Source organism: Pedococcus dokdonensis (genome assembly GCF_900104525.1).
Lineage (GTDB): Bacteria > Actinomycetota > Actinomycetes > Actinomycetales > Dermatophilaceae > Pedococcus > Pedococcus dokdonensis.
The window spans coordinates 178,199-197,767 of record NZ_LT629711.1 but is presented as its reverse complement, the minus strand read 5'-3'; the positions used below and the strand labels follow the sequence as shown (position 1 = coordinate 197,767).

General features: G+C 72.3%; 17 protein-coding genes and 1 pseudogene. 6 read left to right on the top strand and 12 right to left on the bottom strand.

All coding sequences use genetic code 11. The annotated features are described in order from the left end of the window. Nucleotides 1–118 precede the first annotated feature (118 nt). From BLQ34_RS01000 to BLQ34_RS00950, 11 genes are all read right to left on the bottom strand, one after another. Nucleotides 119–1,252 carry a lytic murein transglycosylase gene (locus BLQ34_RS01000; protein WP_172829331.1) on the bottom strand — a complete coding sequence of 378 codons (1,134 nt, stop codon included), beginning with the start codon at nt 1,250–1,252 and terminating at the stop codon, nt 119–121. Between the two features lie 219 nt (nt 1,253–1,471). Continuing rightward, on the bottom strand, nt 1,472–1,999 hold the full coding sequence (locus tag BLQ34_RS00995) for a methylated-DNA--[protein]-cysteine S-methyltransferase (protein ID WP_091789016.1): 528 nt from the start codon (nt 1,997–1,999) through the stop codon (nt 1,472–1,474). A 111-nt stretch (nt 2,000–2,110) separates the two neighbouring features. Next, nucleotides 2,111–2,533 (bottom strand): HIT family protein, encoded by a 423-nt coding sequence (locus BLQ34_RS00990; protein ID WP_091780296.1) that lies wholly within the window; start codon nt 2,531–2,533, stop codon nt 2,111–2,113. A 102-nt stretch (nt 2,534–2,635) separates the two neighbouring features. Then, entirely contained in the window at nt 2,636–3,319 is a 684-nt protein-coding gene (locus tag BLQ34_RS00985; RefSeq protein ID WP_091780295.1) for a hypothetical protein, read from the bottom strand. Beyond that, a complete protein-coding gene (locus BLQ34_RS00980; RefSeq protein WP_157692841.1) occupies nt 3,312–3,896 on the bottom strand; it encodes an RNA polymerase sigma factor in 585 nt (194 codons plus the stop codon). Before BLQ34_RS00980 ends, BLQ34_RS00985 begins: the two co-directional genes overlap by 8 nt. A 107-nt stretch (nt 3,897–4,003) precedes the next feature. Next, the gene (locus tag BLQ34_RS00975) at nt 4,004–4,789 is read right to left on the bottom strand and encodes a DUF1295 domain-containing protein (RefSeq protein WP_091780292.1); all 786 of its coding nucleotides are present in this window, start codon (nt 4,787–4,789) and stop codon (nt 4,004–4,006) included. Then, the gene (locus tag BLQ34_RS00970; RefSeq protein ID WP_091780288.1) at nt 4,789–6,102 is read right to left on the bottom strand and encodes an SAM-dependent methyltransferase; all 1,314 of its coding nucleotides are present in this window, start codon (nt 6,100–6,102) and stop codon (nt 4,789–4,791) included. The genes BLQ34_RS00975 and BLQ34_RS00970 overlap by 1 nt, the downstream gene beginning before the upstream one ends. Next, nucleotides 6,102–7,436 carry an SAM-dependent methyltransferase gene (locus BLQ34_RS00965; protein ID WP_172829330.1) on the bottom strand — a complete coding sequence of 445 codons (1,335 nt, stop codon included), beginning with the start codon at nt 7,434–7,436 and terminating at the stop codon, nt 6,102–6,104. The genes BLQ34_RS00970 and BLQ34_RS00965 overlap by 1 nt, the downstream gene beginning before the upstream one ends. Beyond that, nucleotides 7,433–8,164 (bottom strand): DUF1365 domain-containing protein, encoded by a 732-nt coding sequence (locus BLQ34_RS00960; RefSeq protein ID WP_091780285.1) that lies wholly within the window; start codon nt 8,162–8,164, stop codon nt 7,433–7,435. Before BLQ34_RS00960 ends, BLQ34_RS00965 begins: the two co-directional genes overlap by 4 nt. Then, complete coding sequence (locus BLQ34_RS00955; protein WP_091780282.1) at nt 8,161–9,495, bottom strand: NAD(P)/FAD-dependent oxidoreductase; 1,335 nt, start codon at nt 9,493–9,495, stop codon at nt 8,161–8,163. Before BLQ34_RS00955 ends, BLQ34_RS00960 begins: the two co-directional genes overlap by 4 nt. 65 nt (nt 9,496–9,560) lie before the next feature. Continuing rightward, on the bottom strand, nt 9,561–10,778 hold the full coding sequence (locus BLQ34_RS00950) for a heparan-alpha-glucosaminide N-acetyltransferase domain-containing protein (protein ID WP_091780281.1): 1,218 nt from the start codon (nt 10,776–10,778) through the stop codon (nt 9,561–9,563). A gap of 86 nt (nt 10,779–10,864) precedes the next feature. On the opposite strand from BLQ34_RS00950, the gene BLQ34_RS00945 reads away from it, so the two are divergent. The 4 genes from BLQ34_RS00945 to BLQ34_RS00930 all read left to right on the top strand — a co-directional run bounded on the left by BLQ34_RS00945 (nt 10,865) and on the right by BLQ34_RS00930 (nt 14,180). Then, nucleotides 10,865–11,887: a MerR family transcriptional regulator gene (locus BLQ34_RS00945; protein ID WP_157692840.1), complete on the top strand. Its 1,023-nt coding sequence runs from the start codon at nt 10,865–10,867 to the stop codon at nt 11,885–11,887. 120 nt (nt 11,888–12,007) lie between these two features. Next, the gene (locus tag BLQ34_RS00940; protein ID WP_091780274.1) at nt 12,008–12,277 is read left to right on the top strand and encodes a hypothetical protein; all 270 of its coding nucleotides are present in this window, start codon (nt 12,008–12,010) and stop codon (nt 12,275–12,277) included. A 3-nt stretch (nt 12,278–12,280) separates the two neighbouring features. Beyond that, nucleotides 12,281–13,660: a DUF4331 domain-containing protein gene (locus BLQ34_RS00935; protein WP_091780271.1), complete on the top strand. Its 1,380-nt coding sequence runs from the start codon at nt 12,281–12,283 to the stop codon at nt 13,658–13,660. 67 nt (nt 13,661–13,727) lie between these two features. Beyond that, a complete protein-coding gene (locus BLQ34_RS00930; RefSeq protein ID WP_091780268.1) occupies nt 13,728–14,180 on the top strand; it encodes a hypothetical protein in 453 nt (150 codons plus the stop codon). 16 nt (nt 14,181–14,196) lie between these two features. On the opposite strand, the gene BLQ34_RS00925 is transcribed toward BLQ34_RS00930, so the two are convergent. Beyond that, the gene (locus tag BLQ34_RS00925; RefSeq protein WP_091780265.1) at nt 14,197–16,482 is read right to left on the bottom strand and encodes a DEAD/DEAH box helicase; all 2,286 of its coding nucleotides are present in this window, start codon (nt 16,480–16,482) and stop codon (nt 14,197–14,199) included. A gap of 414 nt (nt 16,483–16,896) precedes the next feature. Between BLQ34_RS00925 and BLQ34_RS00920 the strand changes: the two are divergent. Together BLQ34_RS00920 and BLQ34_RS00915 are read left to right on the top strand one after the other, a co-directional pair. After that, a pseudogene (locus tag BLQ34_RS00920) lies at nt 16,897–17,807 on the top strand (cation diffusion facilitator family transporter). Between the two features lie 228 nt (nt 17,808–18,035). Continuing rightward, nucleotides 18,036–19,274, top strand: coding sequence for a hypothetical protein (locus BLQ34_RS00915; protein WP_091780262.1), 1,239 nt, complete (start codon nt 18,036–18,038; stop codon nt 19,272–19,274). Nucleotides 19,275–19,569: the final 295 nt, after the last annotated feature.

Sequence of the window (19,569 nt, the reverse complement as noted above, 5' to 3'; positions counted from 1 at the left end):
GGGGCGCCGTCCTCGCTGACGTCTGCCGTGCGGACCAGCAGTCACCTTCGTCAACGACGCTAGACCCACCGGTATGCCGCCTGCGCACCCCCGTGCCCGAAGTGCGACGCGCATCACGTCACCGTCCCAGCAGGTGGTCGCCCTCGGCCGAGGGGGACGGCTCGGGGTCCGGTGGAGTGGTGGGAGCCGCCGGCGGCGTGGTGGTCGCCGGCGCCGGGGTGCTGGGCTGCGGGGCCGGTTGGGTGGGCGGGACCGTCGTCGGCGGCGGTGGCACGGAGGGTGTCGGCGCACTGGACGGCGCGGCCGCTGGCGCGGTGCTGGTCGCGGACTGCTCCCTGGGGGGCTTCGTGGCGGGGGCCGCCTTCTCGGTGTCCTTCTCCTCGTCCTTCTCCTTGGCACGGTCGTCCTCCGGCACCGGGAGGTCGCTGGCCCGACCACCCGAGCCGACCCGGAAGGCCACCGTGGTCAGCGCTGCGAGGCCGTGCTGGCGAAAGTAGGAGACCCACTCGACGACCGCCGAGTGGTACTCGTCGGACTGGTTGTAGGACAACACGGCCGAACGCAGGTCAGCATCGCGGGACAGGTCGCGCCCGCCCAGGCAGAGGTAGCCCGCAGTCGCGAGCGCCGCGTCGAACACGTTCTGCGGGTCACGGCGACCGTCGCCGTCCCCGTCCCGACCCGCCCAGCGCCAGGTGCCGGGGAGGAACTGCAGCGGCCCCATCGCCCGGTCGTAGCGGCCGTCGCCGTCGTAGCTGCCCCCGTCGCTGTCGTGGATCACCGCAAAAGGTCCACCGTCCAGCAGCGGACCGTAGATCGCTGGTGTCACGCGGTGTCCGCTCGTCACCGACCGACCGCCGATCGAGCCGGACTCCACCTGGCCGATCGCGGCGAGCTGCTCGATCCGCAGGTGGCACCCCTTCGGCGCCTTGGCGACCGCCTTCCGGTAGGCCGACGCCAGGACGGCCTGGGGGGTGCCGGCAGCGGGCCAGCTCCCGTGCGCGCCACCCCGGGGTGGGCGCGATGGCTTGCGGGGACCCACCTGCGTCGTCGGCGACACCGCCGAGCCGTCGAGGGAGGTGGTCTGCGCCGGGGCGAGGTCGTCGAACGAGACGCGGTCGGGGACGGCCGTGCCCAGGGCTGTCCGGGACGGCTCGGGCGCTGGTGTGCCAGACACCGGGCCGAGGTGGGGCGAGGTCGAGGCGCTGAGCAGCACGCTCGCTGCGGCGAGCACTGCCGCACCCGTGTGGTGCATCCGCATCCGGCTCCTCCCTCCGCGGCAGATCCTCGCCGGTGGGCTGCGGTCGCCACGGCGGGTTGGTCCCAGTGCGAGACGAACGGCCGACCACCAAACGCCCATCAGCCCCATCCGTCACACCAGCCCCACGCCTCGCCCCCTCCACGCACCGAGACCCCAGCTCCCGCGCCGCTGAGCCGCCCGAAGTGCCGAGAGCTGGGATCTCGGCGGCCGCCGTCAGAAGAGGCGGTGCGCCTCCTCGGCGGGCGGCTCCTCCAGAGCGAGGAGGAACCGCTTGCGGTCGAGCCCGCCCGCGTAGCCGACGAGGGTCCCGTCGGCACCGATCACCCGGTGGCAGGGCACGATGATGCTGATCGGGTTGCGCCCGTTGGCCCACCCGACCGCCTGGCTGAGGTTGACGTCGCCGAGGGTGCGGGCCAGCTGGCCGTAGCTGCGCGTCTCGCCGTAGGGGATCTCGCGCAGCAACCCCCACACCTTGAGCTGGAACTCGTCACCCGCAGGGGCGAGCGGCACGGTGAAGTCGGTGCGCTCCCCCGCGAAGTACTCGGCGAGCTGGGTCGCCGCCTCGGTCAGCGCCGGGTCGACCGCCCCCTCGTCGGCCGGTGCGCCCAGGGTGTCGTCGGACGCGGCGGTGCCGGACCGGCTGGCGTCGGGCACCGACATGAGGCAGGCGGTGAGGGCCCCGTCCTCAGCGACGAGGGTCAGGTCACCGAGCGGTGACGACGTGACCAGGTGGCTGCGCACGCCGGCGATCCTGCCACGCCCCTCCGACACCCGGACCGCGAGTCCTTGAGGGATCCGGCGGACCCTGACCCGTCAGCTCCCTCGAAGACTGCCGATGGGCGAGGGTGCAGGTCAGGCGGGGGGCGCCGGCAGGGCGGCAGCCAGGCGCGCGGCATACTCCCCGGCCTCGTCCTCGGAGGCGTACTTGGTGCGCGGCCAGAAGAAGCCCCGCAGACCGTCACCCTTGGTGCGCGGGACCACGTGCACGTGCAGGTGCGGCACCGACTGGGACACGACGTTGTTCACGGCCACGAACGATCCCTGCGCGGCCAGACCCGTCACCACGGCCCCGGCGACGCGTTGGGCCGCGCCCATCAGCACCGGCAGCAGCTCGGCCGGCAGGTCGACGAGGGTGTCGACGTGGATCTTCGGCACGAGGAGGACGTGCCCCTTGAACACCGGTCGGGTGTCGAGGAAACCGAGCGTGAACGGCTCGTCGAGCACCACCGACGACGGCAGAGCACCATCGATGATCCGGCAGAAGAGACACTCCACGCCGCCGACCCTAACGCCATCGCCCTGCCATGGCGTTGGGGTCGCGGCGGCTGCCCCGCCGGGGGAGTGGGAGCAGGGGCAGCCGCCGCAGTCAGGTGGGGCTCAGTGGCCCTGCTTGCCGCCTTCGCTCTTGGTCTTGGGCGCCTTCGGGGCGCCATCGCCCTGGTCGTGCGAGGAGTCGCCGCGACCGGTGGGGTGCGCAGTCGGCGAGTGCTCCGCACGGTGGTCGACCGTGCCGCCGCCGTTGACGTCGGCGTGCTCGTCGTCGGCTCCCTTGCCGTCGTGGTGGTTGGCCGAGGCCGTCGGGTTGGCCGTGTGGGTGGCCTCGACCGACTCCTGGGTGTCGTCGTCGCCCTGCTCGTCCTGGTCGTCGGCCTCGGCAGGTTCAGACGTCTCCGGGGCCTCGGTCTCCGGCGCCTCCGAGGTCGAGGAGGTGTCGCTCGGGTCGTCCTGCTTGACGTTGGCCGGCGCGCGGTCCGGAGTGCCTCCGGTGGCGGCCACCGCCACGCCGCCCAGCGCGGCCAGGGCCAGGGCTGCTCCGACAGCGACGGCGACTCGGCCGGCGCGCCGGATGGGAAGGCGGACTACGTTCACGAGATCGCTCCTCGGCTGGGTGTCGGCGCCCGAGGCCCCTGCGACGGGATCGTCGAAGAAGCTGACCAGCTCGGCGCTGGGCTGGACCGGTCCCCCGGCTGCCATGGCGCGCAGTGACTCGACGGCAGGCGCCGCAGGGTCGCCGGACGGCAGGTGCAGTCCGCGGGTGCTGGGGTCTTCGAGCTCAGGCATGTCGAGGCTTCAATCGCGCGAGGACGTCCCGGGGATACGGCTTGGGCGAGATTTCTCGGCGCAGCCGGGCGAGCGCCCGGTGCTGGAGCGACTTCACCGAGCCGACGTCCTTGCCGAGGACCGCAGCGGTCTCCTCGAGGCTGAGGTCGGCCACCACGCGCAGCGCCAGCACGGCGCGCTGGTCGGGCGTCAGGGTGGCCAGCACCTCCAGCACCCCCTCGGTCGACAGCACCCCGAGGGCCGTGCTCTCGGCCGACTCCACGACCGGGTCGGGTCCTGCCTCCTCGAGCGGCAGCCACAGGCCGCGCCGTCCGCGTTGCCGGTGCCAGTCGACCTGTCTGCGGTGGGCCACCGTGAAGACCAGCGCGCGGAACGCGTCTCCCCCACCCTCGAACCCGGCCATCTGGCGGAAGACGGCCAGGAACACCTCGCTCGTGACGTCATCTGCCTCGGCGACCCCGTGCGCCCGCAGGTAGGCCGCCACGCGAGGGGACAGCTCGGTCCAGAGCCTCGCGAAGGCAGGGCCATCGCCCGACCTCGCCGCAGCGACGGCCTCATCCAGGTGGGCACAGTCCACCGGTGTGCACCTCCGCTCGACCGGCTGTGTGGCGCCCTCTGCTCGCCAGTCGACGACATTAGCCGGTGCGACCCGGGTCTGTGGACGTTTGCGCGGGCCTGGTCCGGTCAGCGTCGAGGTGGTCGCGGGATGAAGTAGCTGGTGCGCTGCTGGTACTCGCGGTAGCCGGGTCGCTCGGCCATGTGCTGCTCCAGCAGCCGGGCCCCGGTGGCGAACACCAGGAAGTAGGTCATCGCCACGGGCGAGAGGACGGTGAGGACGCCGGGCCAGGCGCTCGCGGCGACCAGCCAGATCCCCCACCAAACGCACGAGTCGCCGAAGTAGTTGGGGTGCCGCGTCCACGACCACAGGCCGCGGTCCATGACCTTGCCCTTGTTGGCCGGGTCGGCCTTGAAGTCCTTGAGCTGCTTGTCTCCCAGCGACTCGAACGTGACGCCGAGCAGCCACAGCAGCAGCCCGGCGACAGCGACCACCACGACTCCGTCACCTGCCGCGGCACTGACCTGGATGGGCAGCGAGACGAACCACACCGCGAGCCCCTGCACGGCATACACCTTGCGGATCGCGACGAGGGTCGGGTAGCCCTGCTCCTTCTCGAGCATCGCTGCGTAGCGCGGGTCCTCACCCTTGCCGCTGTTGCGCCGGTGCATGTGCCACGCGAGTCGCAGCCCCCAGACGGCCACGACCACCAGCAGCGCCGCGCGGCGCCAGCCAGCCCCGTCGCCGACCACGGCGGCGACAGCGGCGACGACGACGAACCCGAGCCCCCACGTGGTGTCGACGACGCTGACGCGGCCCTGGCGGTGCCCCTCGAAGGCTGTGATGGCCATCAGGACCACGACGGCGAGGAGCGAGAACCCTGTGACCGCAAGGAAGTTGGAGCCGTCGAACATCAGGACCAGCCCGCCGGTCGCACCGGCTCGACGTCAGAGACGCCATGGTCGGGGCGGACGGCGAGGATCTGGTCGACCCCCATCCGCCCCTCACGGAACGCCATCGCCCCGCCCACGAGGTAGAGCCTCCACACCCGGGCCACCTCCTCGCCGACGAGAGAGACGACCTGGTCGAAGTGGTCCTCGAAGGTGCGGTGCCATGCGGCGACAGTGCGCACGTAGTGCTCGCGCAGGGCGTGCACGTCGCGGACCTCGAGACCGGAGCCCTCGATCAGGTCGACCGTCTCGCCGACCGGCCGCATGTGCATGTCGGGGGCGATGAAGGACTCGATGAACGGACCTCCCCCGGGGTGCCGACCCCGTCGTGACATCTGCTGGACGAGGACGCGGCCGCCCGGCCGCACCCGGTCGTGCAGCACCTTGGCGTAGGTCGGGTAGTTGCGCTGCCCGACGTGCTCCCCCATCTCGAGGGAGACCACGGCGTCGAAGTCCCCCTCGGGCACTGCGCGGTAGTCCTGGAGCCGGATCTCGACCTTGTCCTGCAGGCCCCGCTCGGCGATCCGGGCGTCGATGAACCGCTTCTGCTCCGCGGCGATCGTCACGCCGACCACCTGCGCGCCGAAGTGCTCCGCGGCATACAGGCTCATCGAGCCCCAGCCACACCCCACGTCGAGCAGGCGCGCGCCGGGGGCGAGCCCGAGCTTGCGGCCGACCAGCTCGAACTTGTCGCGCTGGGCGTCCTCGACGGTGTAGCCGTCGTCCTCCGACCGCCAGTAGCCGCACGAGTAGGCCATCTGCGGGTCGAGGATGAGGCTGTAGAAGTCGTTCGAGAGGTCGTAGTGGTGGTGGATCGCCTGCCGGTCGCGGCCGAGGCTGTGCAGCCGACCGCTGAGGGCGGCCTGGCTGGCCGGTGCGGGCAGCGGCAGGCCGAGGGCGCCGGCTCCGCGAGCGACCTTCAGCAGCGCGGCGATCGCCGCAGGGGTCGGACGTATGCCGCCGAGCCGGCGTTCGCGCGCGACCGCCCACACGTGGGTGAGCGCCTCGTCGAGGTCGCCCTCGACGTCGAGCTCACCGGTGACGTAGGCCTGGGCCGCGCCCAGCTCCCCGGGGTGCCGCAGCAGCCGGCGCAGCGCCCGCGGTGAGCGCAGCACGACGTGAGGGGCGTCCGCGGGCCCGGCCGTGCTGCCGTCCCAGGCGCTGAGCCGCACAGGGAGCTCGCCGCCCACGAACGGCGCGAGCGCGTCGGCGATCTCACCTGCGATGCCGGAAGCCCTTGTGGCAGTGCTGGGTTCGACCGCGTCGATCGTCGTCATCAGGCGGCCTTCCTTTGGAGCACGAGCTGCTGGACATCGAGGTAGCCGGAGCGGAACCCGGCGCGGGAGTACTCCAGGTAGAAGTGCCACATCCGGTCGAACACCTCGTCGAACCCGAGCGCATGCACGCGGTCGAGGGCGGCGATGAACCGCTCGTCCCACAGCCGCAGCGTCTCGGCGTAGTGCTGCCCGAAGGAAAGCCGTTCGGTGACGCGCAGGCTCGTCTGCCCCCGGTTGACGTCGATGATCGCCTCCGTCGAGGGGAGGAACCCACCGGGGAAGATGTACTTGTTGATCCACGTGTAGGTGTACTTCGTGGCCTGCATCCGGTCGTGCGGCATGGTGATCGCCTGCACCGCGACCTTGCCGCCCGGTGCCAGGACGCTGTCGATCTTGCGGAAGTACTCACCCCAGTACTCGTGGCCGACGGCCTCGATCATCTCGACCGAGACGACCGCGTCGAACTGCCCCTCGACGAGCCGGTAGTCGAGCAGCTCGACGTCCACCGAGTCGGCGTGGCCGGCCGCCGCGATCCGCTCCCGAGCCAGGGCCTGCTGCTCGCTGGACAGGGTGACCGAGAGGACCCGGGCGCCGCGCGAGGCCGCACGGATGGCGAGCTCGCCCCACCCGGTGCCGATCTCCAGGACCCGGCTGCCCTCACCCACCCCGACGGAGTCGAGCATGCGGTCGATCTTGCGGCGCTGGGCGTCGGGCAGCAGCGACCAGGTGGGGGCGGAAGACGGCACGCTGGTGGTGACCACCTCGTCGCGCACCGGCCGACCCACGTCCTCGGCGCCTTCGAAGAGGGCGGACGAGTAGCTGAGGGTGCCGTCGAGGAACGTCGCGAACATGTCGTTCGACAGGTCGTAGTGTCGCGCGATGTTGTTGCGCGCGTTGGTCGTCGTGTTCTTGTCGGTGTGCGGAGCCCGGGCCACGTAGAAGGCCCGCAGCTTCTGCAGCGGCTCCGGGACGAGGGTCCCCATCTGCGCAGCGAAGACCTCGAGCAGGCCACCCAGGTCGTCAGCGTTCCAGTCCCCGGTCATGTAGGACTCGCCGAAGCCGATCAACCCACCGGCGCCGAGGGCGGCGAAGAAGCTCTCCGGGCGCTCGATCACCATCAGCGGTGCGGTCGGGTCGGTGGCGGCGCCGCCGACGATCGCCTCCCGGCCGAGCTGGATGCGCACGGGGAGCCGCCGCGCCACGGACAGGAAGATCCTGCGGGCGATGGCGCCCTCGACGGCCCGACGCACCTTTGCACGGCGAGCAGTGAGGTCGGGCCAGCGGCCCGCGTCGATGACGGGTCGGGTCGAGAGCCCGGCGGTGGCGGTGGTCACTGAACTGCCTCCTGGTGGTGGGAAGGGCGTGGTTGGACCGGCAGGCGGCGCAACCACAGTCGGATGCCGTGCCAGCGGATCCGCGCGGCGACGGCGAGTGGTTCGAGGGGCTGGGTGATGGCCAGCCTCAGCACGGTCCCGGACCGCACCGGTAGGGCACGACCACGGAGCCCGGCGACGAAGGGGGCGTGGTCGGGGCGCTCCAGCACGACCTGCACCCGCACGGTCTCACCCGGGGCGGGGATGGTCAGGCGGTAACGCCCCGACACGTCGTTGAAGGGGCTCACGTAGAGCGCCTTGTCGACCTCGGCGTGGCCCTGGTCGTCCGCGTGCACGAGGTAGGCGTGCCGGTCGCCGTAGGTGTTGTGCACCTCGACCACGTTGCAGGCGAGCCGGCCATCGGCCGTGTGGCACCAGTAGACGCTGATCGGGTTGAACACCGTGCCGAGGACACGGGGCATGGCGAGCATCAGGATCCGCCCACCCTCGAGGTCGATGCCCTCGGTGGCGAGGAACGTGTCGAGGTTCTGGCGCAGGGTGAGCTGGGGCGATCCGAGGTGGTCGCGCGCTTCGAAGCTGGCGAGCCTCCGCAACCAGCCCAGTCGAGGCAGGTCGTCGAGGTCGACCAGCCAGGTGTGGCTGCGGTGGCGGAAGCTGTGTCGCAGCGGGGTCGTGCGCGCGTGGACGATGGAGGTGGCGTAGATGCGCGTGACGGCGGGAGCCTTCACCGGGCACCCACTTCCTCGAGGTCGTCGTCGGGCAGCCGCCCCGCGGCGGACACCCCGCCCTCGGTCCAGGGCACGCCGAGCACCTCGGCGGCGAGGACGCCCGACCGTGCGCCGTCCTCGTGGAAACCCCAACCGTGATAGGCGCCAGCGAAGGCCACCCGGGCGGTGTTCACCTCCGGCAGTCGGCGTTGCGCTGCAACGGATTCCGGCGTGTAGAGCGGGTGCTCGTAGTGCATCGTGTCGATGACGAGGTCCTGGTCCACGCAGTCCACGCCGTTCAGTGTGACGAGGAACCGACGATCGGTCACGTCCAGACGCTGCAGGCGGGTGAGGTCGTAGGTGACCAGCACCCCCGTGCCCTCGGCCTCGGCTCTCCGCCAGTAGTTCCAGGAGGCACGGGCACCGGACGACCGCGGCAGCACCGACTCGTCGGTGTGCAGCTGGGCGACGTTGCTGGAGTAGCGGATCGCGCTGAGGACCTCACGCTGGACGTGGCTGGGCTCAGCCAGCATCACGAGCGCCTGGTGGGGGTGGGCAGCGATGACGACGGAGTCGTAGACGTCCGCTGCACCGGCGGCATCGGTCACCACGACACCGTCTGTGGTCTCCCGCACCGACCGCACGGGAGTGGCGAGCCTGATGTCGTCGATGCCGGCGGCCAGGGCCTGCACGTAGCTGTGCGAGCCGCCGGTGACCGTGCGCCAGGTGGGCGACCCGAACACGGTGAGCATGCCGTGGTGGTCCAGGAACTCGAAGAGGTAGCGGGCCGGGTACTGCAGGGAGACCCCCGGGTCGCAGGACCACACCGCCGCGACCACGGGCTCGAGGAAGTGACGGGTGAAGTATGCGGTGAAGCCGCACCGCCGCGCGAAGGACCCCAGGGTCTCGTCGCGGTCCGCGTCGGTCTCGTCCCGCGCCAGCAGTGCCCTGGCCTCGCGGTGGAACTTCCTGACCTCGGTCAGCATCCGCAGGTAGTTGCCGTTGGCCAGGTTCGCGGCGCGGGGGAACAGGCCCCGGGCAGCCCGCGCGCCGGCATACTCCAGGCCCGCTTCGTCGTCGCGGACGGACATGCTCATGTCCGACTCCTGCGTCTGGACACCCAGCTCGCGGAAGAGGCGCAGCAAGGTGGGGTAGGTGCGGTCGTTGTGCACGATGAACCCGGTGTCGACGCCGATCGTCCTGCCGTCCACGGAGACCTCGTGGGTGTCGGCGTGGCCGCCCAGACGGGCGTCGGCTTCGTAGAGCGTCACCAGGCCGGCCGTGCTGAGCACGTGGGCAGCCGTGAGCCCGGCGACTCCGCTGCCGATGACGGCGCGGCGTGGTGCAGACATGAGGGTCCATCCGTTCTCGGTGACGGGTCGAGGGTGATTCGGGGCCCCTGGCGCGCCGGATTGGGTCATCCCGGCCCTGCCTGGTCGATGGTGGACGGGTCCTCTCGCAGCGGCTCAGCCAGGGGTGCAGCGGCCCAGCGGGATGCGGCCGCGACGAGCGACTCGAGTGGACCACGGAGCGGGACCAGCGCGAAGACCGCTCCGGTCGCCAGCACGATGAGCACCTGGTCGCCGTAGTCGCCCGGGGACTCCAGGTCCGGCCACCACCCCTGGCCCGTGATGACGACGTGCAACGAGTAGAGGCTCAACGTCATGGCACCTGCGCCGAGGAACGCGGCCCAGGCCCGCGGCTGCCACCGCGTCGCCAGCAGGCAGAGCCCGATGACACCCATCGCGCTGCCGATCGTCTGGGCGAGGTCCAGCGGCGTGCTGGAGTGCGGCGCCACCGTGGCCAGCCACCACCAGGAGCCGGTGGGTGTCGTGCCGTGCAGGCCGTGCGTCAGGGTCGCGGCGAGCAGCTCGGGGTCACCCGCGACCCGCTCGTCGGGGAAGGTCCGGGCGAGCGCCGCCGTGGCGTCCCCGCGGGCCAGCAGGGTCCGCGACAGCACGGTCGCGGTCACGGCGAGCGCAGCACCACCGGCGAGCAGGGTCACAGCGGTCCGGGGGCGGCGCAGGTCCGACCGGCCGATCGCCATCCCGGCGAAGAGGTAGGCCAGCCAGACGGCGGCCGGGTAGTAGCCGACGAACACGAGCTCGTTGAGGAGGCGCAGCGGCGAGAGCAGCGAGCCGGGGGTCGGGCTGCCGACCTCGTGCGCCGGCAGGTGCGGCCGGAGCAGGTGGGACAGGACGGGGGCAGCCGCCGCCCAGACCACCGCCAGCAGGGCCAGGGCTCGGGCGCGGAGCCCGACGAACGGCAGCCCGAGGAGGAACAGCACGGCGTAGTAGCTGAGGATCACCGCGATGCCGGTCGGGACCAGCCCGAGAGCCAGCCCCACGGCGCCGATGAGCAGGCTGCGGACGACCAGCCTGACCCACACGGCATACCTGGCGCGGCCCCGGACCGGCTCGGTCCGGCCGCTCACCAGGGCGACGCTGACACCGGCCAGGACCGCGAACAGGGCGGAGGCGCGCCCGCCGGCCACCTGCTGGGGCCACGGCACCCGGGCGCCCACGAGTCCGGGCAGTAAGTGCGTGGCCATCATGCCGACGAGGGCCAGCGCGCGAGCCACGTCGACCCCCACGACCCTGCCCGGCGCCACCTCGGGCAGGAGGGGTCGGCTCATGCCGCCATCCTGTCAGCCGAACGGCCCGAAAGGTCGTTCACCTGCTCGTTCGTCCATGCTTTGCACAAGGGGTGTGGGACGCTGCCATGGTGTACACGATTGGGCATGCTGCTCGCCTGAGCGGCGTACCGTCCGCCACGATCCGGGCCTGGGAACGCCGCTACGGGCTCGTGCGCCCCGTGCGCACCGACGGGGGCTACCGCCTCTACGACGAGCAGGGGCTCCAGCTGCTGCGGGCGATGGCGGCCCTGGTGGCGGCCGGCTGGTCGCCCAGCCAGGCGGCCGAGCACCTGCGCCTGGAGGGCGCGGCGTCGAGCGACGAGCGGCAGGCACCCTGGGAGGCCTACCTCCGGGCCAGGGACCGGGCCGAGCACCAGCAGCGCGGCGACGGGTCGAGACCACTCGACAGTGCCCGTCGTGCGGTGGCGGAGGCGACGGCGGGCTGGCCGGCGGCCATGGACCACACCGTGGCCGAGGGTGCCGCCGAGCAGCCCGCTTCCGGCGCCTGGGACGTCACGGCACTGGTCCGGGGAGCCGCCGAGCTCGACCCTGCGGCGGTCGACGCGGCTGTCGACGCGGCTTTCGCTGCGGGCCCGCTCGAGGAGGTCGTCGAGGTCTGGTTGATGCCTGCTCTGGAGATGCTGGGGCTGCAGTGGCGGGCGGGGCGGATCGACGTGGCCGGCGAGCACGTGGTGAGTGCCACCGTGCACCGTCGCCTCGGTGCCGAGATGCGCAGCGCCGCCTCGGCGGGCGGCCCCCGGGTCGCCGTCGGATTGCCTCGCGACGCGCACCATGAGCTCGGGATGCTGGCCTTCGCCGTGCTGCTGCGTCGCGCCGGCCTCGACGTCGTCTACCTGGGCGCGGACCTGCCGGCCCAGCACTGGGTGCGGGTCGTGGAGCAGCGGGACACCGCGGCCGTGGTGGTCGGCGCCCCCACCGCCGCCGACGTCGTCGCGGCCCGTGAGACGGTCGCCGCGCTGCACGCCGCCCGGCCGGGCCTCGCCGTGTACGTCGGGGGTGGCGCGCAGTTCGAGGTCGGGGAGGGCACCCGGCCGCTCGGGCACGGGGTCGCCGCGGCTGCTGCCGAGCTGAGTCGACTGCTGCAGTAGCAATCCAACTGGCCGCCGCCTTCGAATGTGAGGTGGGTCACGTCTGCAGGGCGTTCCGGGTCTGACGCGGCCACCGCACGCGCGGGAGCACACTCGCCCGCGCAGACCGAAGGAGTCAGCATGAGCAACACCTCTCGGCGGATCTTCCTGGCAGCAGCCGGGTCGAGCGCCGCTGCCGCGGCGGCCGTCGCCGCGGCCCCCGGGGCGCTCGCCGCCCCGGCCACCCCCGCCGGTCACCGACCGGACGAATCCGCACCGGACGGCGAACCGCTCGTCGCCCACGTCGAGGACGTCGCCTCCGGGCGCATCTCGATCCTCTTCGGCGAGGACGAGGTGGTCGTGCACGACACCGACCTCGTGCGCCGACTCGCCCGAGCCGCGAGGAAGTGAACGATGTCCTCGCACCGCGAAGCCCCCGAGGTCTCCAAGGACCCGGTCGCCGACAACACCGACGTCTACGCCTTCGTCAGCCCTGACCGGCCTGACACCGTCACACTGATCGCCAACTTCATCCCGTTCCAGAACCCCCAGGGCGGGCCCAACTTCTACGAGTTCGGCGACGACGTGCTCTACGAGATCCACGTCAGCAACCGCGGCGACGCCCGGGCCGACGTGACCTACCAGTTCCGGTTCGCGACCACCGTGCGCAACGACTCCACGTTCCTCTACAACACCGGCCCGATCTCCAAGATCACCGACACCGCGTGGAACCGGCCGCAGTCCTACTCGGTCACCCGCGTCGCGCGGGGCGAGCGGGGTCGGCTCCTGGCCAGCAAGCTGCTGTGCCCACCGGTCAACATCGGCATCCGCAGCACGCCGAACTACCCCCAGCTCGCGAACCAGGCGATCCACTCGATCCAGGGCGGTCGCAAGGTCTTCGCGGGACAGCGCGCCGAGGGCTTCTTCGTCGACCTGGGCAGCATCTTCGACCTCGGCGCCCTGCGCCCCTTCCAGAACCTGCACCTGATCCCGTCGGCGGCCGCGGTGGGGGTCAACGGCACGCAGGGCCTCAACGTGCACAGCATCGCGATCCAGGTGCCGATCACCGACCTCACCCGCCGGCCCTCCAGGCCCACCGACCCGCTCGACCCGGGATCGGTCATCGGGGTCTGGGCGACGGCGAGCCGGCAGAAATCGCGGATCTGGGACGGCCGGTACGGCCGGCACTCGTGGCGCGGCCCGTTCAGCCAGGTCTCCCGGCTCGGGAACCCGTTGTTCAACGAGGTCATCACCCCGATGGCCCGGAAGGACCGCTGGAACGCCACGCAGCCGCACGACGACTCCGCCTTCGCGAAGTACGTCGCGAGGCCGGAGCTGGCCAAGCTGCTGCCGGCGCTCTACCCGGGGGTCTTCCCGAACCTGGCCGCCTACACCAAGGACCGCGCTGACCTCCTCGCGATCCTGCTCACGGGCATCCCGAAGGGTGTCGTCCCGGGCTTCCAGAACTACACCGGGAGCACCCAGGCCGACATGCTGCGGCTCAACGTGGCCATCCCGCCCACGGCGAACCCCAACCCGATCGGGCTCGTGGCCGGTGATGCTGCCGGGTTCCCGAACGGCCGCCGCATCATCGACGACGTCGTGACGATCGAGCTCCGGGCCATCGCCGGCGCGACCATCCCGCTGGTCGACCCGGGCTTCACCCCTGACGGGGCAGCCAGCGTCGTCAAGGACGGCACGTCCAACACGAACGCCCCCTACCTGGGCGCGTTCCCCTACCTCGGCCACCCGGCCGGGGGCTACCAGACGATGCCCGGCACGCCCGCGGCCTGACCGACGTCGTGGCGGCGGCCGGGTCCACCAGCGGCCGCCGCCGCGACCTCCACGGAGGGAGCCCGCCATGGGCGGAACATCCGAGAACCCGTATGCCGGCCAGGGACCGGTGCTGCTCGACATCGGTGGCGACGTGGGGGCCCTCGTCGTCGTCATGCCGGCGGAGACCGACGGCCTCGAGGTGGAGCTGCGCCCCGTCGGCGCGACCGCCACCGCGGCGCACCGCCTCGGCGACCATGACCACCACCACGACCATGACCACCACCACGACCACCACCACGGCCATGACGATGGTCACGACCACCACGGGGAGCATGAACACGGGCACGACGACGCGTCCGCGGCATACCCGCACGTGGGGGTGGTGGCCCGCCCCGACGGCGACGGTGTGGTGCACTCCCTCGTCTATCCGTCGGTCACCGAGGGCGAGTACGAGCTCTACGTGCTGCCGGACGGACCGGTGGCCATGACGGCATCGGTGGCCGGCGGACAGGTCACTCGCAACCGCTGGCCCGCCTAGGGGTCCGGAGGGGCCCCTACTGGGTGGTCGAGAGCTCGGTGGTCGAGAAGAGGTTGGCCGCCAAGGCCGGTGCGGCCGGCGTCGCCGGTCGCTGCTCCGCACCGTCGGCAGGGGCGCCGGGGAGCGGGAGCGCGTCGGCGGCGTCGGGAGCTCCCAGCTCCTCGGTGAGGGCATCGGTGAGCAGCGCCACCAACGCCTCGAGCTGCACGTCCGCCGAGGAGCCGACCTCCTCGTCCGACCCGTCGAGAGCCCGGGCAGCCAGGCCGGCCTTGCTGTCGATCAGCTGGGCGATCCTGGCGTCGATGGTCTGCGCGGCGATGATCCGCCACGCGGTGACCGGCTCGGCCTGGCCGATGCGGTGGACGCGGTCGATGGCCTGGGTCTGCTCGGCTGCGGTCCAGGACAGCTCCGCGAGGACGACGTTGGAGGCGACCTGGAGGTTGAGGCCGACCCCCGCCGCGGTCAGCGAGCAGACCACGATCGCCACCTCGGGGTCGTTGATGAACGCGTCGATGTTGGCCTTGCGCACCTTGGCGGTCTGGTCCCCGCGGATCGAGGAGAACTTCACGCCGCGCCGGGCGAAGGTCTCCTCCGCGACGTCCATGACGTCGATGTGCTTGGCGAAGAAGACGACCTTGCCGACGCTGCGGGCCAGCTGGCCGGCGTAGTCGGCGGCGAGGCCGGCCTTGGCCTGGCCGATCCGGCGCATCACCGTGAAGACGTTGTCGCCCGACTTGGCCTTGCTGCCCTCCTCGCGCTCCCAGGTGGCGACGCGGCGCACGAGGTCGTGGTCGATGCCTTCGACGACGACGCCGGACGTGCGGGCCTCGAGGGCTGCGTGGTAGCGCTTGACGAGGCGGCGGGCCAGCTCCTGCTCGGCGGCACGGATCGAGCGACCCGCGTCGTCGTCGAGCTCGACCGGCAGGTCGGCCACCCGCCGAGCAGGGATGTCAGCGGCGACGTCGACCTTGCGCCGACGGACGATGCCCTGCTCGATGACGCTGGTGCGGGCCGCGGAGTAGAAGCCGGAGTCGGCCGGAGTCAGCCCGGTCTCCTCCAGGGCGGCCATCAGCGCGTGCCGCGGCTTCTTGTCGTCGATCCAGCCGAGGAACTGCCAGATCGCCTTGAAGTCCTCGATGTCGTTGATCAGCGGGGTGCCGGTGAGGGCCATGAGGAGCGGGTTGGGCGTGCGCTGGCGGATCCGGTCGGCCAGCTGCAGCACGTGCTGCGAGCGCTGTGAGGTCTTGTTCTTGATGAAGTGCGCCTCGTCGACGACCATGCCCCGAAAGCCCAGGTCGCCCAGCCAGCCGACGTGGCGGTCGAGCACCTCGTAGTTGACGACGACGATGTCGGCGAACCCGTCGACGGTGTCGCCGTTGCCGTGGATGACGGTCGCGGGGTGGCGCGGCGTCCACAGCTCGGCCTCGTGAGCCCAGTTGGCCTTGACCACGTTGGGCACCACCACGAGCAACGGGTAGGCGTTGGCGGCCTGGGCGGCGAGCAGCGCCTGGGCGGTCTTGCCCAGGCCCGGCTCGTCGGCCAGCAGGAAGCTCCGGTGGCCGGCCGCGGCGGCCGCGACGACCTGGCCCTGGTGGCGCATCAGCTGCAGCTCACCGGCCCCGCGCAGCACCGAGGTGGGCTCGGGCAGCGGCATGCAGGACGACTCGCCGCCGTACTCGAAGGCGCGGAACAGCGGGCCCAGCAGCTCCCAGCTGCTCAGCCGACCGGTCGTGGCCCGGCGGGGCACCACGGCGCTGAAGTCAGGCGCCAGGAACGGGTTCGCGAGCTGGCGCGACACGACCGACTGCGGCACGGCAGGCCGTTCGGGAGTGGCGGGCAGGCTCTCGGGGTCCTCCTCGAGCACCGGCTCCGGCTCGGCCTCGACACCGGCCGCGCGGAGCATGTCGCGCCGCAGGTTCGCCGCCGCATCGCTCACCACGGCTTCCTCGGCGAGCAGCACCAGGAGGGAGGTGTCACGGGCCGCGGTCTTGGCCAGGATCGTCGCGATCCCGTCGAGCCGCTTGAGCTGGGCCTCACGCTCGGCACCGCCGATCTCGGCATCGGCTTTGACCCGGGCGCGCTCCTCCCGCACGAGCAGCGCCACGACCTGGAACTTGGCCCGTCCCGAAGGCTTGACCCGACCTCGTTGCGCCTCGGTCTCGACCTCGCGCACGGCGCGGGCGAGCACGGGGATGATGCCCTCGTTGTCGAGTGGGCGTCCGCGGCGCTGGGTGCGCTGGGCGGGTCGCTGACCGCCGGACTGGCGTTGACCGCCGGACTGGCGCTGGCCTCGCTGAGCCAAGTGTTCCTCCTGAACGGGTGCCCGCGACGTGCGGGCCGAGCGAACGACTCACCGCGCCGTGGGGGCGGTGTGGACGCCGTGCCGACCGGGTCCGAGGGCCTGGCCTTGGGTCGCCCCATGGTCTGGAGCGGGCCGACCTGCCGTCCGCGACGGCCGGTCGATGGCGTGGAACCGACGACCTGCGGTCGCAGAGCCCGCCAGGCGCTGAGCGCCAGATGTGCGGTGCGGCCGGGAGCCGGTCCACGTCGATGGTACCTCGCCGGCCCTTGTGCCGTGCACGAACGCCGGCTCGCGGGACACGACCGGGTGTGCCGCGTGGCTGGCCTAGGATCGGGGCATGCGCTGCGCACGTGGGACCGACGCAGCCGACTCCCCCGCCCCGGTGGTGCGGCCCGGCTCTCCGATGGCGCGGCCGTGAGCGGGTCGCACGGTCACGGCCACGGGCAGGGGCACGCGGGTGCCACCCACCGCTGGCGGCTGCGGACCGCATTCGTGCTGGTGGCCGGTTTCTTCGTCGTCGAGCTGGTCACCGGCGTGCTCGCCGGGTCGCTGGCGCTGCTCAGCGACGCCGGCCACATGGCAGCCGACGTGGTGGCCCTGGGCGCCGCCCTGGTCGCCACCCGCATCGCAGCCCGGCCCGACAGCACCGGTCGCCGCACCTTCGGCTCCTACCGCGCGGAGGTGTTCGCCTCCGGGCTCGCCGTCCTGCTCATGCTGGGCGTCTCGGTCTACATCGTCGTCGAGGCCCTCGGCCGGATCGGCGACTCCCCGAGGTCGCCACCGGCCCGATGCTGCTCGTCGGCGGCCTCGGCCTCGTGGTCAACGTCGTCTGCCTCACCCTGCTGCGTGGTGGGGCGGCCGAGTCGCTCAACGTCAAGGGCGCCTACCTCGAGGTGGTCGCCGACACGCTGGGCTCGGTCGGCGTCATCGCGGCGGGCGCCCTGGTCGCGGCGACCGGCAGTGCGTGGTGGGACACCGTCGTCGCCCTGGCGATCGCGGTCTTCGTCGCCGTCCGGGCGGTGCTGCTGGGCCGCGAGGTCCTCGGCGTCCTCGGGCAGCACGCCCCGGCGGGGATGGACGCCGACACGGTGGCGCACGCCCTGGCCGCCGTCGACGGGGTGACCGACGTGCACGACCTGCACGTCTGGACGCTCACCTCCGGCATGAACGTCGCCACCGCCCACCTGGTCACCCTCGAGAGCGCCGACGCGCACGGGGTGCTCGACCGGGCGATGCAGGTGATGCGGTCGGAGTTCGGCGTGGAGCACGCGACCCTGCAGGTCGAGCCGGACACGCACACGGGCTGCAAGGAGGTCACCTGGTGACCTGCCACTGCTGCCCGGTCGCGTGATTTTACGCACCGCGCCCCGATCCCGCAGGCGAATGGACCGAGTCCGTACCTGACTCGCCCGAACGTATGCCGAAGGCTCCGTCCATCTGCCGGTATCGCGGCCGAGGAGCAGTCAGGACGCCGCTGCGGGTGCGACAGTGGCGACCTCGAAAGGGGGTGGGCGCCGATGGTGCCTCACGTCGTCCGGCTGGATGAGGCTGGTGTGTGCGGGTGTGGACAGGTCGTCCCTGCCGGTGAGCGCGCGGGGACCACCCGCCAGCCCGGCCTGGTCGTGTGCCTGGACTGCGTCGCCGCCTTCTCCGGCGATCCCGAGGCCAACGACCTCGACGACACCACGGACGCCGTCGCCGCCACGGACGCTGTCGCCACCCCGACCTCGACGCCGTCCCAGGATGACTCGGGCCAGGTCCCGGAGCCGGTCGCCGTCGTCATCCCCGCCGACTGGGGCCCGTCCTCCCCCTCGTCGCTCCCCTCGTGGCAGCGCGAGGCCGGTGTGACCGTGACCCTGCCGCCGGCCGCCCCCGTGTCGACCCTCACGGCCGCGCCGACCCCCCTGGTGGCGGTCCAGATCTCCACGACTGCCCGCGTCGAGCCCGTTGCCACCGCTGAGCCCGCTGGGCCGGATGCGCCCAGCGATCCCGCTCCGGCTCCGGCGGACGGACCTGCCACCGCCACCCCGACCGAGCCGAGCCCGGGCACCGCGGCGACCACGCCGCATACCGACCCCGCTCCTGCGCCGGTCGTCGCACCGGCGGCCGCCGTCACGGTCGCAGTGGTTGCCGAGGCGCCCGTCGCGGTTGCCGAGGCGCCCGTGGCGCACGTCGAGGCGGCGGTCACGGAGGCTGCCGCCGTCGCGGTGCCCTCTCACCGTCGGCGCACCATCCTGCCGGCCGGCCTGCTGGCCCTGCGTCCGTCGCGGGGCCGCGAACCCGGCTCCACCGGCCAGTCCGACCCGGCGATGCGCGCCTTCCTGGACTCCGCGTCCGAGGGTGGCGTGCTCGCCCTGCACGATCGTCGTATGCCGGGTCGGCGCGGCCGGATCGCCCACCTCGCCTTCGGGGCGGGTGGCGTCTACGTCATCGACGTCGTGCGGGCCAAGAACGCTTCCGTCGAGGTGCGGGTCGTCGACGAGCTCGACCACGACACCCACGAGCTGGTCGTCGACGGTCGGCCGATGAACACCACCGTGTCCGCCACCCAGAGTCGCGTCGAGATCGTGCGGGCACTGCTCGACGAGGTCGAGCTCACCAGCGTGCCGGTCATCGGCGTGATGTGCTTCGTCGACGCCTCCGTCCCCGACGACGGCGACCTCGCGGTCGCCGGGGTCCACGTCACCGGACGCAGTGGACTCCCCGCCCTCGTCGGCGCCGAGGGCGCGCTCGAGGCGGACCACCGCGAGACGCTGCGCGAGTACCTGATCGAACGGCTGCCCGCCGCCTGAGCCCCCCACGTCCTGCCACCTGGTCGTCACCGGACCCTCCCGGCTACAGGTCCGGTGACGACCAGGTGGCAGGACGTTGGGGTTGGGCGGGACAGCAGAAGGCCCGGACCAGTGGTCCGGGCCTTCTGTCGCTGACGCGTTTGGTAGCGGGGGCAGGATTTGAACCTGCGACCTCCGGGTTATGAGCCCGGCGAGCTCACGTCTCACACGTCCCGCACTCTCTCTCCTGCCGCACGAAATCTCAGCGCCGCGTCCCCGTCGTAACGCCGCGTCTCGATGCGTCCCGCCACCTCCC